The organism is Pseudomonas sp. Pseu.R1, assembly GCF_045764065.1.
GTDB lineage: Bacteria > Pseudomonadota > Gammaproteobacteria > Pseudomonadales > Pseudomonadaceae > Aquipseudomonas.
Genome location: NZ_JBJGEE020000001.1, coordinates 152695 through 166741 on the forward strand (window position 1 = coordinate 152695; position 14047 = coordinate 166741).

The 14047-nt window shown below is 48.9% G+C and carries 20 protein-coding genes and 1 pseudogene; 18 read left to right on the forward strand and 3 right to left on the reverse strand.

Features of this window, described 5'->3' with window-relative positions; all coding sequences use genetic code 11:
• Window positions 1–413: 413 nt before the first annotated feature.
• Together ACI5GA_RS00620 and ACI5GA_RS00625 are read right to left on the reverse strand one after the other, a co-directional pair.
• Window positions 414–596 carry a hypothetical protein gene (locus ACI5GA_RS00620; RefSeq protein ID WP_421421121.1) on the reverse strand — a complete coding sequence of 61 codons (183 nt, stop codon included), beginning with the start codon at window positions 594–596 and terminating at the stop codon, window positions 414–416.
• 81 nt (window positions 597–677) lie between these two features.
• Window positions 678–1052, reverse strand: a complete 375-nt coding sequence (locus ACI5GA_RS00625; RefSeq protein WP_421421123.1) for a helix-turn-helix domain-containing protein — start codon at window positions 1050–1052, stop codon at window positions 678–680.
• A 129-nt stretch (window positions 1053–1181) separates the two neighbouring features.
• Here ACI5GA_RS00625 and ACI5GA_RS00630 point away from each other — a divergent pair, with 129 nt between their 5' ends.
• From ACI5GA_RS00630 to ACI5GA_RS00675, 10 genes are all read left to right on the forward strand, one after another.
• Entirely contained in the window at window positions 1182–2342 is a 1161-nt protein-coding gene (locus tag ACI5GA_RS00630; RefSeq protein WP_421421125.1) for a phage/plasmid replication domain-containing protein, read from the forward strand.
• Window positions 2339–2635, forward strand: a complete 297-nt coding sequence (locus ACI5GA_RS00635; RefSeq protein WP_421421127.1) for a hypothetical protein — start codon at window positions 2339–2341, stop codon at window positions 2633–2635. The genes ACI5GA_RS00630 and ACI5GA_RS00635 overlap by 4 nt, the downstream gene beginning before the upstream one ends.
• Window positions 2636–2736: 101 nt before the next feature.
• The gene (locus ACI5GA_RS00640) at window positions 2737–2991 is read left to right on the forward strand and encodes a hypothetical protein (protein WP_421421130.1); all 255 of its coding nucleotides are present in this window, start codon (window positions 2737–2739) and stop codon (window positions 2989–2991) included.
• 12 nt (window positions 2992–3003) lie between these two features.
• Complete coding sequence (locus tag ACI5GA_RS00645) at window positions 3004–3336, forward strand: hypothetical protein (RefSeq protein ID WP_421421132.1); 333 nt, start codon at window positions 3004–3006, stop codon at window positions 3334–3336.
• A 225-nt stretch (window positions 3337–3561) separates the two neighbouring features.
• Window positions 3562–3777, forward strand: coding sequence for a hypothetical protein (locus ACI5GA_RS00650; protein WP_421421134.1), 216 nt, complete (start codon window positions 3562–3564; stop codon window positions 3775–3777).
• 85 nt (window positions 3778–3862) lie between these two features.
• Window positions 3863–5059, forward strand: coding sequence for a hypothetical protein (locus ACI5GA_RS00655; RefSeq protein WP_421421136.1), 1197 nt, complete (start codon window positions 3863–3865; stop codon window positions 5057–5059).
• Window positions 5056–5328, forward strand: a complete 273-nt coding sequence (locus tag ACI5GA_RS00660) for a hypothetical protein (RefSeq protein ID WP_421421138.1) — start codon at window positions 5056–5058, stop codon at window positions 5326–5328. The genes ACI5GA_RS00655 and ACI5GA_RS00660 overlap by 4 nt, the downstream gene beginning before the upstream one ends.
• A 1-nt stretch (window position 5329) precedes the next feature.
• A complete protein-coding gene (locus tag ACI5GA_RS00665; RefSeq protein WP_421421139.1) occupies window positions 5330–5641 on the forward strand; it encodes a DUF2523 domain-containing protein in 312 nt (103 codons plus the stop codon).
• A 10-nt stretch (window positions 5642–5651) separates the two neighbouring features.
• Complete coding sequence (locus ACI5GA_RS00670) at window positions 5652–6905, forward strand: zonular occludens toxin domain-containing protein (RefSeq protein WP_421421141.1); 1254 nt, start codon at window positions 5652–5654, stop codon at window positions 6903–6905.
• 25 nt (window positions 6906–6930) lie between these two features.
• Window positions 6931–7137 (forward strand): hypothetical protein, encoded by a 207-nt coding sequence (locus ACI5GA_RS00675; protein ID WP_421421142.1) that lies wholly within the window; start codon window positions 6931–6933, stop codon window positions 7135–7137.
• Between the two features lie 622 nt (window positions 7138–7759).
• Here ACI5GA_RS00675 and ACI5GA_RS00680 read toward each other — a convergent pair.
• Window positions 7760–8059 (reverse strand): annotated as a pseudogene (locus ACI5GA_RS00680) (helix-turn-helix domain-containing protein); the annotation flags it as partial.
• 203 nt (window positions 8060–8262) lie between these two features.
• Between ACI5GA_RS00680 and ACI5GA_RS00685 the strand changes: the two are divergent.
• The 8 genes from ACI5GA_RS00685 (at window position 8263) to ACI5GA_RS00720 (ending at window position 14039) form a co-directional block, all read left to right on the forward strand.
• On the forward strand, window positions 8263–9423 hold the full coding sequence (locus tag ACI5GA_RS00685) for a phage/plasmid replication domain-containing protein (protein ID WP_421421125.1): 1161 nt from the start codon (window positions 8263–8265) through the stop codon (window positions 9421–9423).
• Window positions 9420–9716: a hypothetical protein gene (locus tag ACI5GA_RS00690; protein ID WP_421421127.1), complete on the forward strand. Its 297-nt coding sequence runs from the start codon at window positions 9420–9422 to the stop codon at window positions 9714–9716. The genes ACI5GA_RS00685 and ACI5GA_RS00690 overlap by 4 nt, the downstream gene beginning before the upstream one ends.
• Before the next feature lie 101 nt (window positions 9717–9817).
• The gene (locus ACI5GA_RS00695; RefSeq protein ID WP_421421130.1) at window positions 9818–10072 is read left to right on the forward strand and encodes a hypothetical protein; all 255 of its coding nucleotides are present in this window, start codon (window positions 9818–9820) and stop codon (window positions 10070–10072) included.
• Between the two features lie 12 nt (window positions 10073–10084).
• On the forward strand, window positions 10085–10417 hold the full coding sequence (locus ACI5GA_RS00700; protein WP_421421132.1) for a hypothetical protein: 333 nt from the start codon (window positions 10085–10087) through the stop codon (window positions 10415–10417).
• A gap of 226 nt (window positions 10418–10643) precedes the next feature.
• Window positions 10644–10859, forward strand: a complete 216-nt coding sequence (locus ACI5GA_RS00705) for a hypothetical protein (RefSeq protein ID WP_421421134.1) — start codon at window positions 10644–10646, stop codon at window positions 10857–10859.
• Between the two features lie 64 nt (window positions 10860–10923).
• Window positions 10924–12462, forward strand: a complete 1539-nt coding sequence (locus tag ACI5GA_RS00710; RefSeq protein WP_421421143.1) for a hypothetical protein — start codon at window positions 10924–10926, stop codon at window positions 12460–12462.
• A 1-nt stretch (window position 12463) separates the two neighbouring features.
• On the forward strand, window positions 12464–12775 hold the full coding sequence (locus tag ACI5GA_RS00715) for a DUF2523 domain-containing protein (RefSeq protein WP_421421139.1): 312 nt from the start codon (window positions 12464–12466) through the stop codon (window positions 12773–12775).
• Between the two features lie 10 nt (window positions 12776–12785).
• A complete protein-coding gene (locus ACI5GA_RS00720) occupies window positions 12786–14039 on the forward strand; it encodes a zonular occludens toxin domain-containing protein (protein WP_421421141.1) in 1254 nt (417 codons plus the stop codon).
• Window positions 14040–14047: the final 8 nt, after the last annotated feature.

Below are 14047 nucleotides of genomic sequence, written 5' to 3' on the forward strand. Positions count from 1 at the left end.
AGGGGTTGATTGGTTTGTGAAATTCTCAAGAGGCCTCCCTTAAAACGAAACACATTGTTACGTATAATGTGACAGACGTTATGTTACTCGCTGCCGCCAGGCTGAATCGGTGACCGGGAAAATCGCACAGCGCCCGGTCGCCGATTTCGCATAACGTCCATTATGCGAGGCCCCTTTGATCGCTTCTGAGCGCTTTTTTCGGCTAATCCTTCCCCGATCCCTCTCAGGTCAAGGGCCGCGTCCCCGGCTTGTCGTGACACGCTTTATCGTCGCGATAAACGGAGACCCGGAGCGTAGCGGACCCTTTACCAGCCCCGATCCCCTTTAACCTCCGCAAGGGTGGCTGGGAGGCGCTTTTCCTCCCGGCCTCCCGCCGCCAAGCAAAGGGCTTGCCCCCGGAGGGGCTCTTGATCTTATCGGCCTGACCAGCTAGTGACTGAAACCTGCTGATAGCAGCCGGCGAGTAGTCGCTTGTTCTGGCTTTTTGCGTCGTTCACTGCTGCCATTGCGGCCTTCTCGCAGTCTGTCTCGTTCATGAAGGTGCCTTGCACCTCATAGGCCCCGTTCAGGGCCAAAATCAGTATCCACTTCAGCATCGCGCTTCCTGCGGTTTTGGATCTGGCGGGGTGGGGGTGCTGTAACACCCCCACTTTACCCCGGAACTCCGGGGTTTTTTGTCATGCCGCGACTTCTGCTTTTCCGTCCGTGCCGTTTTCCAGCGTGAACAGTAGCGCTCTCAAAAGCATGCGTGCTTGAGTCTTCGCGTTAGCAGGTAGTGCGTCAAATCTTCTGAAAATATCCATCATTTCCGCGCTAATTCCCCCATCGTCGCCGAATAGAAGCCCCTCAACGGAAACGCCTAGCTCTTTCGCTAAGTCCACCAGCTTGTCTGCCGGTGGTGGGTTCGTGTCGTGCTCCCATCCGATGTATGTGGTCTTCCCCGCGCCCACTTTTTCGGCGATCGCAGCTTGGGAGACTCCCTTTGCGTTTCTTGCTTTGCGTAGGTTTTCCCCGATGCTCATGTCGATTTCTCTATGGTCGAAAATCTGCACCTGATCCTATCTCCTGTCTGTCCATACAGTTTCGATATTCCGACCATTCAGGTCGAAATTTCAGTTGACCGTGCATTACTGAAAATCGTATCGTTTCGGTCGGAATATTGGTATTGACAGGATTTCGGCGTGAAAGCTCCTTGGACCCATGAAAGCGATTGCCCTGGCTTCTACGACTGGGTGAAGGTCTATCAGGAATACCCCTTTGACCTTCCGAAGAAGTCTAGTCGGATCATTCGTCATTTTGACGGTGAGACTGACGAGCTTCTTGCCGAAACCGCTCCAGCCTTCATGGCTGAAGGCAGCTATTGCACAAGCATGCGCATTCACGTTTGCGGCCGAAAAATCACCGTTGATGGGAATCCTTCACGCATCAATCGTCTCGATAACGTGTTTGGTCTTACGAGTCTTGATCATTGCATGCGTGTCATCAATTCAATTCTTATCGAGCTTGGCTTGCCTGCTATGACTCGTTGCACAAGTGTTCAGCGTTTACAAAACGGCAACGCTATTGTTGACGGTGCTGTATTTCAGCGTCTTGACCTGACTTGCAACGCTTATGTTGGCCGTAACAATGAGCGGGCTTATCTTCGTGGCTTGTCCAGTCAGCGCTTTCGCCATTCTATTGGTTACCTTTATCCAGATTGCAACACTGTCGTTTGGACTCCAAAGGGTGGTGAAAAAGCGGGCAGGCTGGTTTATCCCGGTGTTTATAACAAAGCTGCTGAAATAACTGCGCATTTGCTCCGTAAGGTCAAGCGGACCTTTACTGAAGATTCTGATGAATATCGTTACGTCCTGTCTTTGCGGGACTGGTGTGCCTCTGTCGGAATGGTCCGATATGAGATTAAGTTGCGCTCTGAGCATTTGCAGCGTGAGCGTCATTGCTATTGGGGTCTCTTTAAAGAGGCTGATTTGTGGGAAGTTCATGGTGAATTTCTGAGAGTAGGTGACAAGATGAATCTCGAAGCTTATGACGTTGTCAGTATTACGCAGGAACTTATTAGCAAGGGCGTTTGCAAGTCAGTTCAGGCTGCTGGTCGCACTGCTGGTTATGCGTATGAGTGGATGAATGGCGCAACCTTTGATTTCAACAAGTCCGCTGTTCAGGAGCACCGCGCTCGTCTTCGACGCATTGGTATCGACATTAAGATGCCACATGACTCTGCCCGCCATGGTGTTGTCTTCATTCATAATGTTCGTGAGGTTGAGGTTTCACTCGACGTTGTTGCACCATCGTTTTATCGCGCCGCGCAACTTCCGCGACATCTCCAATTGGTGGCAGCATGAATCGTATCAGCCTCTCCACTCGCACAGAGGGTTATCGTGAAGCTGCGCGAAATAAGTTAGAGCAGTCTTTGCGCCATCAGCGTTCGTATACTGTTCCTGATTTTTCTGCTCTTCGTGAGAAATTGGAATCCCGAATGTTTGTCGGCCCTCCAAAGCCCGTAGAGTTTTATCAACTTGCGCCTTCGCAAGAGTCTCGTAACTACTGGCGCATGGCTGATGAATTCACCCGTTACGGTTATCCCGAAGTTCGTGAAACCGGAACACCATGCATTGCTGAATGGATGGGCTTTTGAATGAAATGGTATCTGAAAAGTCTTTTACACGGATTTGTTGATTTCTGTGGAATTCTTGGTCTTTCTATTTTCATCTTTCTTGCGATTAAGCATTTTTTCTCATGAACAAATCAGAATATCAATTGCTGCGCTGGTCTGTGGAGATGCACATTGCTCGTTTTATCTCTGACCCTGTTCTTGCTCGCGACCTCTGTAACGAGCTTATGCGTAAGTTTGTACAGTCTTTGGCAGATTCACACATTAAACGCGCTGCCGGAAAGCGTTCGTTTCGCACTTTTAGACGAGACAAAGAAATCACCGTGCCCCAATGGGCTTTGCACAAACCTCGCAAGCTGTCCGCATTGCGCGATATTTAGGGAGTAATTAATATGAAAATTGCTAAAGGTTTTATCCAAGACGTATTGAACCGAGGGGAGGGCGACAAGGCTTACTCCATCATCGGTCTCGGTGTTACTTCAAAGAATCGAAATGGCTTTGATGTGACCAATGTTATGGAGTTTCAGGTACGCGGCGAGGATTACAAGCGCGGCCTTCAGAACGTTTATCGCCAGCTCATCGGTACTGAGGTTTATGCTCCTTTTACCGACGAGATTGATACTTACTACAAAGACAACCCCCGTATTCGTTACAACTTGCAAGGTCCACCTGTTCAACTTGTTGAGCGTGCTGCTAGTTCGCCTCAATCTGTTAAGAGTGCTTGATCATGAATTTTTTGGGCTGTGATGGTATGTGGCAAGTCCAGAATGACGGTACTCCCGTCTGTGACGGTCATCTACAGACTTTCACCGTTCAAGAAATGAGGGATTCTTTAACTCCTCGTTAACCTGGGCTCAGCGTGCCGAAATCGGAACGGGCTTGCTCTGTTTCTTCGTTTTCGTTTGGGTCTGTAGAACCGTTCGTACTGCTGTTTAATTGAGGTCACATTTATGCGTATCAATGTTCCTGCACTTCGTGCGTCTGCTGTAATTGGTCTGATTTCCTTGGCTTCGCTTTCACAGGCTGCTGAGGGTGATATCGACACTACTAAGGCGCTTCTGTACATCGCCGGTGGCATCACTGCTGCTGGTCTCGTTACCGGTGCCATGTTTGGCTTGGTCACCTTGATTGGTGCCGCTAAGAAGGCCATGCGCGCAGGTACTTAATACCTGTTCCGTTTTTTTTCCATTTTTTTTGCCTCGGAGATAGTTATGGGGAATATTAAATGTATATCTCGCCTGATGATTTTGTTTGGTTTTTTGGCCTTTTTCTCTCTTTTTTCTTTGTGTTTTTTTCGTTCCTGTTGTTGCCCATGCTTCTGAGTATCGTTGGGGCACTTCTCAGTTGGGTTTCACGTATTCCAGCCCCTCCAGTGCCTGTCTAGCGCTCGCTAAACAGATGGGCTACAACAATCCTGCTGTTACTGGCACCTCTGTTTCAGGTGATCAAGCAAGTTGCTCTGCTACATTTGAACGTTCGCAAGATGCAGGCGGTGGTACTGGTCAAATCTATGGTTTGTCTGTTACCCGTGTTGGTGATTCTTGTGCTTCTGGTGGTACATACGACCCTTCAACCGGCGTTTGCTCTGTCCCAGACGACAAGTGCGCACTTCTCAAAGGCACCCAAATTCCTTCGTTTAGATTTCAATCTACAACTGACGGTCCTTCGGGTGTCATTTCAAAGAACGGTTGTGCTGTCCAGCTCGGCACTGGCATCTGTGTAACTCGCACTGCGCCTTTTTATGACTGCACATTCTCCGGCACTGTTACTGGCGATAAGATGGACGATAAGAACGGTCAATCAACCTCTGATTGCTCCGGTGCAAGCTGTACAGATGGCCAGCCTCAGAAGGAAGTAAAGGAAGATCCATGTAACGCTATACCGGCAGGCAGTGGTTTTACTTGCATATCATCCAAGTCCGAGGACAATCCCGGCAAATCTCAGTGCGGAACTGCAAACGGTGCCTATGTCTGTGTTGATAATCCTAAACCGTCTTCATCTGCATCTATTACAAAGACTGAGCAAACTACAACTAGCAATTCTGACGGCTCTACTACAACAAAGACCACAAATACAACGACCACTACTGTTTGCAAAGGCATTGGTAACTGCACGACAGGTACAACTGTCACTGTTACAACCGGTGGCACCAACGCAAACGGTACTGGTAAACCGAACTCTACAACTTGCACCGGTCCTGAATGTGGTGGTGGCAAGCTCACCCCCGGTAATGGCTCTGGCACTGGTAACTCTGGTACTGGTGAAGGGGAGGAGGGTGATGACGAACAGGATTCCGTATCCGGTGACATGCAGTGTGAAACCGTCGTCGCCTGTTCTGGCGATGTAATTCAATGCGCTGTCCTTCGCCAAGAGCAACAATCTCGTTGCGCTGATAAGGACTTCCGAGACCTCAGCGATTCCAAAACAAACCCGCAATTGATTCCATGAATTCGGATCTCGCTGGTTCTGACTTCCAGCCACTCAAGCCTGAGTCAGAAAATACATATGACATGTCCAAACTTATCGATACTTCATCTAGATTCGGTTCCTCTTGCCCTGTTTTGAGCACCGTCAGTTATGAATGGGTTGATGGTTCCTCTCGCCAGTTTGATCCCAACGTTGATGGTCTTTGTGACTTTTTAAATTGGTTTGGTTACTTAATGGTTGCCTTTGCAACTCGCAGGGCTGCTCAAATTATTGCAACAGGAGCCGCATAAAATGCCCGCAGTAATTGCTTTGTTCATGCGCATGCTCGGTATTGCCCTGCCTGCACTTGGCTGGAAACTCCTTCGTGGCTTGGGCTTTGCTGCCGTTTCTTATGTTGGTCTTAAATTCGGCATAGACGCAGCCAAGGATTATGCCTTTTCAAATCTCGGAGCTGTTCCTGCTCAGTGGATCAATGTTCTTGGTCTTTTGAAAATAGACGTTTGTATCAACATCATTTTTTCTGCGCTTATTGCCCGCCTTACTTTGTCTGGGCTGGATAAGTCCGGTTCTCAAAAGTCATTTAAATGGCTCGGTCCTAAATAGGTATCTCATCATGTTATTTTTACGTACTGGTTTGCCGGGTGCTGGTAAGACTCTCAACACCATTAAGGAGATCGATGAAGAGCACGCCGTTGATCCTTTCAATCCCGATCTTCGCTTGCATAAAGATCCTGAACATCCTTCTTTGCCTCCTCGCACCATTTACTATCATGGTATCCCTGAACTCAAAATTGATAAGCTCCGGTCCAAATGGGTCGAGTTCGATACTCCAGACCTTTGGTACGATCTTCCAGACGGTTCCGTTATCGTCATTGACGAAGCACAAGGCACCTTTGGCACTGACGTTAGAACGCGTGTTGACAAGGTTACACGGTTTGAAAAACACCGTCATCAGGGCCATGACATCCACTTGATTACGCAACATCCGTCTCTTGTTTGCCTTCCAGTCCGCAAGCTTGTCGGTAAGCACATTAACTTTCTGAGGCCTTATGGCAGGACCAAAGGCATATTTAGGCATGAATATGAAATGTGTATCGACAGCCCTGAGCGTCGTTCTAATTTCAAGATGGCTCAGGAATCCAAGATAGAATTCGACTCTCATTACTTTGGTCTATACAAATCCTCTACCGTTCATACTCATAAGAAAGTCACTCCTTCTTTTGTCAAAATGATGCCCCTTATCATTCTTCTTACACTCGTGCCTATTGCCTTGCTCGCTGGAGGACTCTGGTGGGTAATTCATAATAGCGACGAGGAAAAGCAGCGCCTTTCTGCCACGTCCACTAAGCCTGATGTTGTTTCCGCTGAGCCTGCATCCCGTATTAAGACTGTCCCCGTTAAGACTGTTCAGACTGATTACACTGAGCAATACAGGCCACGTATCGCTGACGTTCCTTCAACTTCACCACGTTATGATGAGGTCAATAAGCCCCGTGATTTTCCTCGTCCAACTTGTCTCGCGTCCACCGATATTCGTCTTGTTAGTACCGCCAAACAACGCGGTCAGGAGGTAGGTGAATACCGCGGCCAACAGACTGCCTGCCAGTGTTATTCGCAGCAGTCCACCAGGATCAAAACCAGCTTGGAATTCTGCATGTCAGTCGTTGAGAATGGTTATTTCGACGACACCAGGCAGATGCCCGCGATTTCCACGCCATCCGGTCTTTCATCCCGAAAACCTGACGTTCCCGTAGATCAGCGGCGAGGGCTCGCAGCCGCAGATCGAAGGGACGTCTCATCACACGCAACGACTCCGACAATCGTTGCTGACACTGAGCTTGCAAGCCGCCCATGGCGTCACCAATGATTCAGTGATTCGTATAATGATCACCATGAAAATGACCAAACCCGGATATGTTATGACGATGCAAGATTTTGATTTTCCTCAGCTTCTCGACGAGCTTATTCATCTTCGTCATTTTGCTGTTCAGCTTGATTCAAACCAGCTTCGCGCTGCTTATGAGCGTCTTTCTGATGTCCAGCGTGTAGTCGGCAACGAGCTCGAACGCCGTCGCGCGCAGATGGCCCAATCTGAATGACTCAGGGGTTCGTATAATGTGACAGACGTTATGTTACTCGCTGCCGCCAGGCTGAATCGGTGACCGGGAAAATCGCACAGCGCCCGGTCGCCGATTTCGCATAACGTCCATTATGCGAGGCCCCTTTGATCGCTTCTGAGCGCTTTTTTCGGCTAATCCTTCCCCGATCCCTCTCAGGTCAAGGGCCGCGTCCCCGGCTTGTCGTGACACGCTTTATCGTCGCGATAAACGGAGACCCGGAGCGTAGCGGACCCTTTACCAGCCCCGATCCCCTTTAACCTCCGCAAGGGTGGCTGGGAGGCGCTTTTCCTCCCGGCCTCCCGCCGCCAAGCAAAGGGCTTGCCCCCGGAGGGGCTCTTGATCTTATCGGCCTGACCAGCTAGTGACTGAAACCTGCTGATAGCAGCCGGCGAGTAGTCGCTTGTTCTGGCTTTTTGCGTCGTTCACTGCTGCCATTGCGGCCTTCTCGCAGTCTGTCTCGTTCATGAAGGTGCCTTGCACTCATAGGCCCCGTTCAGGGCCAAAATCAGTATCCACTTCAGCATCGCGCTTCCTGCGGTTTTGGATCTGGCGGGGTGGGTGCTGTAACACCCCCACTTTACCCGGAACTCCGGGGTTTTTGTCATGCCGCGACTTCTGCTTTTCCGTCCGTGCCGTTTTCCAGCGTGAACAGTAGCGCTCTCAAAAGCATGCGTGCTTGAGTCTTCGCGTTAGCAGGTAGTGCGTCAAATCTTCTGAAAATATCCATCATTTCCGCGCTAATTCCCCCATCGTCGCCGAATAGAAGCCCCTCAACGGAAACGCCTAGCTCTTTCGCTAAGTCCACCAGCTTGTCTGCCGGTGGTGGGTTCGTGTCGTGCTCCCATCCGATGTATGTGGTCTTCCCCGCGCCCACTTTTTCGGCGATCGCAGCTTGGGAGACTCCTTTGCGTTTCTTGCTTTGCGTAGGTTTTCCCCGATGCTCATGTCGATTTCTCTATGGTCGAAAATCTGCACCTGATCCTATCTCCTGTCTGTCCATACAGTTTCGATATTCCGACCATTCAGGTCGAAATTTCAGTTGACCGTGCATTACTGAAAATCGTATCGTTTCGGTCGGAATATTGGTATTGACAGGATTTCGGCGTGAAAGCTCCTTGGACCCATGAAAGCGATTGCCCTGGCTTCTACGACTGGGTGAAGGTCTATCAGGAATACCCCTTTGACCTTCCGAAGAAGTCTAGTCGGATCATTCGTCATTTTGACGGTGAGACTGACGAGCTTCTTGCCGAAACCGCTCCAGCCTTCATGGCTGAAGGCAGCTATTGCACAAGCATGCGCATTCACGTTTGCGGCCGAAAAATCACCGTTGATGGGAATCCTTCACGCATCAATCGTCTCGATAACGTGTTTGGTCTTACGAGTCTTGATCATTGCATGCGTGTCATCAATTCAATTCTTATCGAGCTTGGCTTGCCTGCTATGACTCGTTGCACAAGTGTTCAGCGTTTACAAAACGGCAACGCTATTGTTGACGGTGCTGTATTTCAGCGTCTTGACCTGACTTGCAACGCTTATGTTGGCCGTAACAATGAGCGGGCTTATCTTCGTGGCTTGTCCAGTCAGCGCTTTCGCCATTCTATTGGTTACCTTTATCCAGATTGCAACACTGTCGTTTGGACTCCAAAGGGTGGTGAAAAAGCGGGCAGGCTGGTTTATCCCGGTGTTTATAACAAAGCTGCTGAAATAACTGCGCATTTGCTCCGTAAGGTCAAGCGGACCTTTACTGAAGATTCTGATGAATATCGTTACGTCCTGTCTTTGCGGGACTGGTGTGCCTCTGTCGGAATGGTCCGATATGAGATTAAGTTGCGCTCTGAGCATTTGCAGCGTGAGCGTCATTGCTATTGGGGTCTCTTTAAAGAGGCTGATTTGTGGGAAGTTCATGGTGAATTTCTGAGAGTAGGTGACAAGATGAATCTCGAAGCTTATGACGTTGTCAGTATTACGCAGGAACTTATTAGCAAGGGCGTTTGCAAGTCAGTTCAGGCTGCTGGTCGCACTGCTGGTTATGCGTATGAGTGGATGAATGGCGCAACCTTTGATTTCAACAAGTCCGCTGTTCAGGAGCACCGCGCTCGTCTTCGACGCATTGGTATCGACATTAAGATGCCACATGACTCTGCCCGCCATGGTGTTGTCTTCATTCATAATGTTCGTGAGGTTGAGGTTTCACTCGACGTTGTTGCACCATCGTTTTATCGCGCCGCGCAACTTCCGCGACATCTCCAATTGGTGGCAGCATGAATCGTATCAGCCTCTCCACTCGCACAGAGGGTTATCGTGAAGCTGCGCGAAATAAGTTAGAGCAGTCTTTGCGCCATCAGCGTTCGTATACTGTTCCTGATTTTTCTGCTCTTCGTGAGAAATTGGAATCCCGAATGTTTGTCGGCCCTCCAAAGCCCGTAGAGTTTTATCAACTTGCGCCTTCGCAAGAGTCTCGTAACTACTGGCGCATGGCTGATGAATTCACCCGTTACGGTTATCCCGAAGTTCGTGAAACCGGAACACCATGCATTGCTGAATGGATGGGCTTTTGAATGAAATGGTATCTGAAAAGTCTTTTACACGGATTTGTTGATTTCTGTGGAATTCTTGGTCTTTCTATTTTCATCTTTCTTGCGATTAAGCATTTTTTCTCATGAACAAATCAGAATATCAATTGCTGCGCTGGTCTGTGGAGATGCACATTGCTCGTTTTATCTCTGACCCTGTTCTTGCTCGCGACCTCTGTAACGAGCTTATGCGTAAGTTTGTACAGTCTTTGGCAGATTCACACATTAAACGCGCTGCCGGAAAGCGTTCGTTTCGCACTTTTAGACGAGACAAAGAAATCACCGTGCCCCAATGGGCTTTGCACAAACCTCGCAAGCTGTCCGCATTGCGCGATATTTAGGGAGTAATTAATATGAAAATTGCTAAAGGTTTTATCCAAGACGTATTGAACCGAGGGGAGGGCGACAAGGCTTACTCCATCATCGGTCTCGGTGTTACTTCAAAGAATCGAAATGGCTTTGATGTGACCAATGTTATGGAGTTTCAGGTACGCGGCGAGGATTACAAGCGCGGCCTTCAGAACGTTTATCGCCAGCTCATCGGTACTGAGGTTTATGCTCCTTTTACCGACGAGATTGATACTTACTACAAAGACAACCCCCGTATTCGTTACAACTTGCAAGGTCCACCTGTTCAACTTGTTGAGCGTGCTGCTAGTTCGCCTCAATCTGTTAAGAGTGCTTGATCATGAATTTTTTGGGCTGTGATGGTATGTGGCAAGTCCAGAATGACGGTACTCCCGTCTGTGACGGTCATCTACAGACTTTCACCGTTCAAGAAATGAGGGATTCTTTAACTCCCTCGTTAACCTGGGCTCAGCGTGCCGAAATCGGAACGGGCTTGCTCTGTTTCTTCGTTTTCGTTTGGGTCTGTAGAACCGTTCGTACTGCTGTTTAATTGAGGTCACATTTATGCGTATCAATGTTCCTGCACTTCGTGCGTCTGCTGTAATTGGTCTGATTTCCTTGGCTTCGCTTTCACAGGCTGCTGAGGGTGATATCGACACTACTAAGGCGCTTCTGTACATCGCCGGTGGCATCACTGCTGCTGGTCTCGTTACCGGTGCCATGTTTGGCTTGGTCACCTTGATTGGTGCCGCTAAGAAGGCCATGCGCGCAGGTACTTAATACCTGTTCCGTTCGCCCGGGTGGATTTTCTCCATCCGGGCTTTTTTTTGCCTCGGAGATAGTTATGGGGAATATTAAATGTATATCTCGCCTGATGATTTTGTTTGGTTTTGGGTTACAGCTGGCCTTTTCCTACTCTGCACAGGTCGCTAAATTTCTCCTTGTGTCCTTGCTTTTACTCGTTCCTGTTGTTGCCCATGCTTCTGAGTATCGTTGGGGCACTTCTCAGTTGGGTTTCACGTATTCCAGCCCCTCCAGTGCCTGTCTAGCGCTCGCTAAACAGATGGGCTACAACAATCCTGCTGTTACTGGCACCTCTGTTTCAGGTGATCAAGCAAGTTGCTCTGCTACATTTGAACGTTCGCAAGATGCAGGCGGTGGTACTGGTCAAATCTATGGTTTGTCTGTTACCCGTGTTGGTGATTCTTGTGCTTCTGGTGGTACATACGACCCTTCAACCGGCGTTTGCTCTGTCCCAGACGACAAGTGCGCACTTCTCAAAGGCACCCAAATTCCTTCGTTTAGATTTCAATCTACAACTGACGGTCCTTCGGGTGTCATTTCAAAGAACGGTTGTGCTGTCCAGCTCGGCACTGGCATCTGTGTAACTCGCACTGCGCCTTTTTATGACTGCACATTCTCCGGCACTGTTACTGGCGATAAGATGGACGATAAGAACGGTCAATCAACCTCTGATTGCTCCGGTGCAAGCTGTACAGATGGCCAGCCTCAGAAGGAAGTAAAGGAAGATCCATGTAACGCTATACCGGCAGGCAGTGGTTTTACTTGCATATCATCCAAGTCCGAGGACAATCCCGGCAAATCTCAGTGCGGAACTGCAAACGGTGCCTATGTCTGTGTTGATAATCCTAAACCGTCTTCATCTGCATCTATTACAAAGACTGAGCAAACTACAACTAGCAATTCTGACGGCTCTACTACAACAAAGACCACAAATACAACGACCACTACTGTTTGCAAAGGCATTGGTAACTGCACGACAGGTACAACTGTCACTGTTACAACCGGTGGCACCAACGCAAACGGTACTGGTAAACCGAACTCTACAACTTGCACCGGTCCTGAATGTGGTGGTGGCAAGCTCACCCCCGGTAATGGCTCTGGCACTGGTAACTCTGGTACTGGTGAAGGGGAGGAGGGTGATGACGAACAGGATTCCGTATCCGGTGACATGCAGTGTGAAACCGTCGTCGCCTGTTCTGGCGATGTAATTCAATGCGCTGTCCTTCGCCAAGAGCAACAATCTCGTTGCGCTGATAAGGACTTCCGAGACCTCAGCGATTCCAAAACAAAACCCGCAATTGATTCCATGAATTCGGATCTCGCTGGTTCTGACTTCCAGCCACTCAAGCCTGAGTCAGAAAATACATATGACATGTCCAAACTTATCGATACTTCATCTAGATTCGGTTCCTCTTGCCCTGTTTTGAGCACCGTCAGTTATGAATGGGTTGATGGTTCCTCTCGCCAGTTTGATCCCAACGTTGATGGTCTTTGTGACTTTTTAAATTGGTTTGGTTACTTAATGGTTGCCTTTGCAACTCGCAGGGCTGCTCAAATTATTGCAACAGGAGCCGCATAAAATGCCCGCAGTAATTGCTTTGTTCATGCGCATGCTCGGTATTGCCCTGCCTGCACTTGGCTGGAAACTCCTTCGTGGCTTGGGCTTTGCTGCCGTTTCTTATGTTGGTCTTAAATTCGGCATAGACGCAGCCAAGGATTATGCCTTTTCAAATCTCGGAGCTGTTCCTGCTCAGTGGATCAATGTTCTTGGTCTTTTGAAAATAGACGTTTGTATCAACATCATTTTTTCTGCGCTTATTGCCCGCCTTACTTTGTCTGGGCTGGATAAGTCCGGTTCTCAAAAGTCATTTAAATGGCTCGGTCCTAAATAGGTATCTCATCATGTTATTTTTACGTACTGGTTTGCCGGGTGCTGGTAAGACTCTCAACACCATTAAGGAGATCGATGAAGAGCACGCCGTTGATCCTTTCAATCCCGATCTTCGCTTGCATAAAGATCCTGAACATCCTTCTTTGCCTCCTCGCACCATTTACTATCATGGTATCCCTGAACTCAAAATTGATAAGCTCCGGTCCAAATGGGTCGAGTTCGATACTCCAGACCTTTGGTACGATCTTCCAGACGGTTCCGTTATCGTCATTGACGAAGCACAAGGCACCTTTGGCACTGACGTTAGAACGCGTGTTGACAAGGTTACACGGTTTGAAAAACACCGTCATCAGGGCCATGACATCCACTTGATTACGCAACATCCGTCTCTTGTTTGCCTTCCAGTCCGCAAGCTTGTCGGTAAGCACATTAACTTTCTGAGGCCTTATGGCAGGACCAAAGGCATATTTAGGCATGAATATGAAATGTGTATCGACAGCCCTGAGCGTCGTTCTAATTTCAAGATGGCTCAGGAATCCAAGATAGAATTCGACTCTCATTACTTTGGTCTATACAAATCCTCTACCGTTCATACTCATAAGAAAGTCACTCCTTCTTTTGTCAAAATGATGCCCCTTATCATTCTTCTTACACTCGTGCCTATTGCCTTGCTCGCTGGAGGACTCTGGTGGGTAATTCATAATAGCGACGAGGAAAAGCAGCGCCTTTCTGCCACGTCCACTAAGCCTGATGTTGTTTCCGCTGAGCCTGCATCCCGTATTAAGACTGTCCCCGTTAAGACTGTTCAGACTGATTACACTGAGCAATACAGGCCACGTATCGCTGACGTTCCTTCAACTTCACCACGTTATGATGAGGTCAATAAGCCCCGTGATTTTCCTCGTCCAACTTGTCTCGCGTCCACCGATATTCGTCTTGTTAGTACCGCCAAACAACGCGGTCAGGAGGTAGGTGAATACCGCGGCCAACAGACTGCCTGCCAGTGTTATTCGCAGCAGTCCACCAGGATCAAAACCAGCTTGGAATTCTGCATGTCAGTCGTTGAGAATGGTTATTTCGACGACACCAGGCAGATGCCCGCGATTTCCACGCCATCCGGTCTTTCATCCCGAAAACCTGACGTTCCCGTAGATCAGCGGCGAGGGCTCGCAGCCGCAGATCGAAGGGACGTCTCATCACACGCAACGACTCCGACAATCGTTGCTGACACTGAGCTTGCAAGCCGCCCATGGCGTCACCAATGATTCAGTGA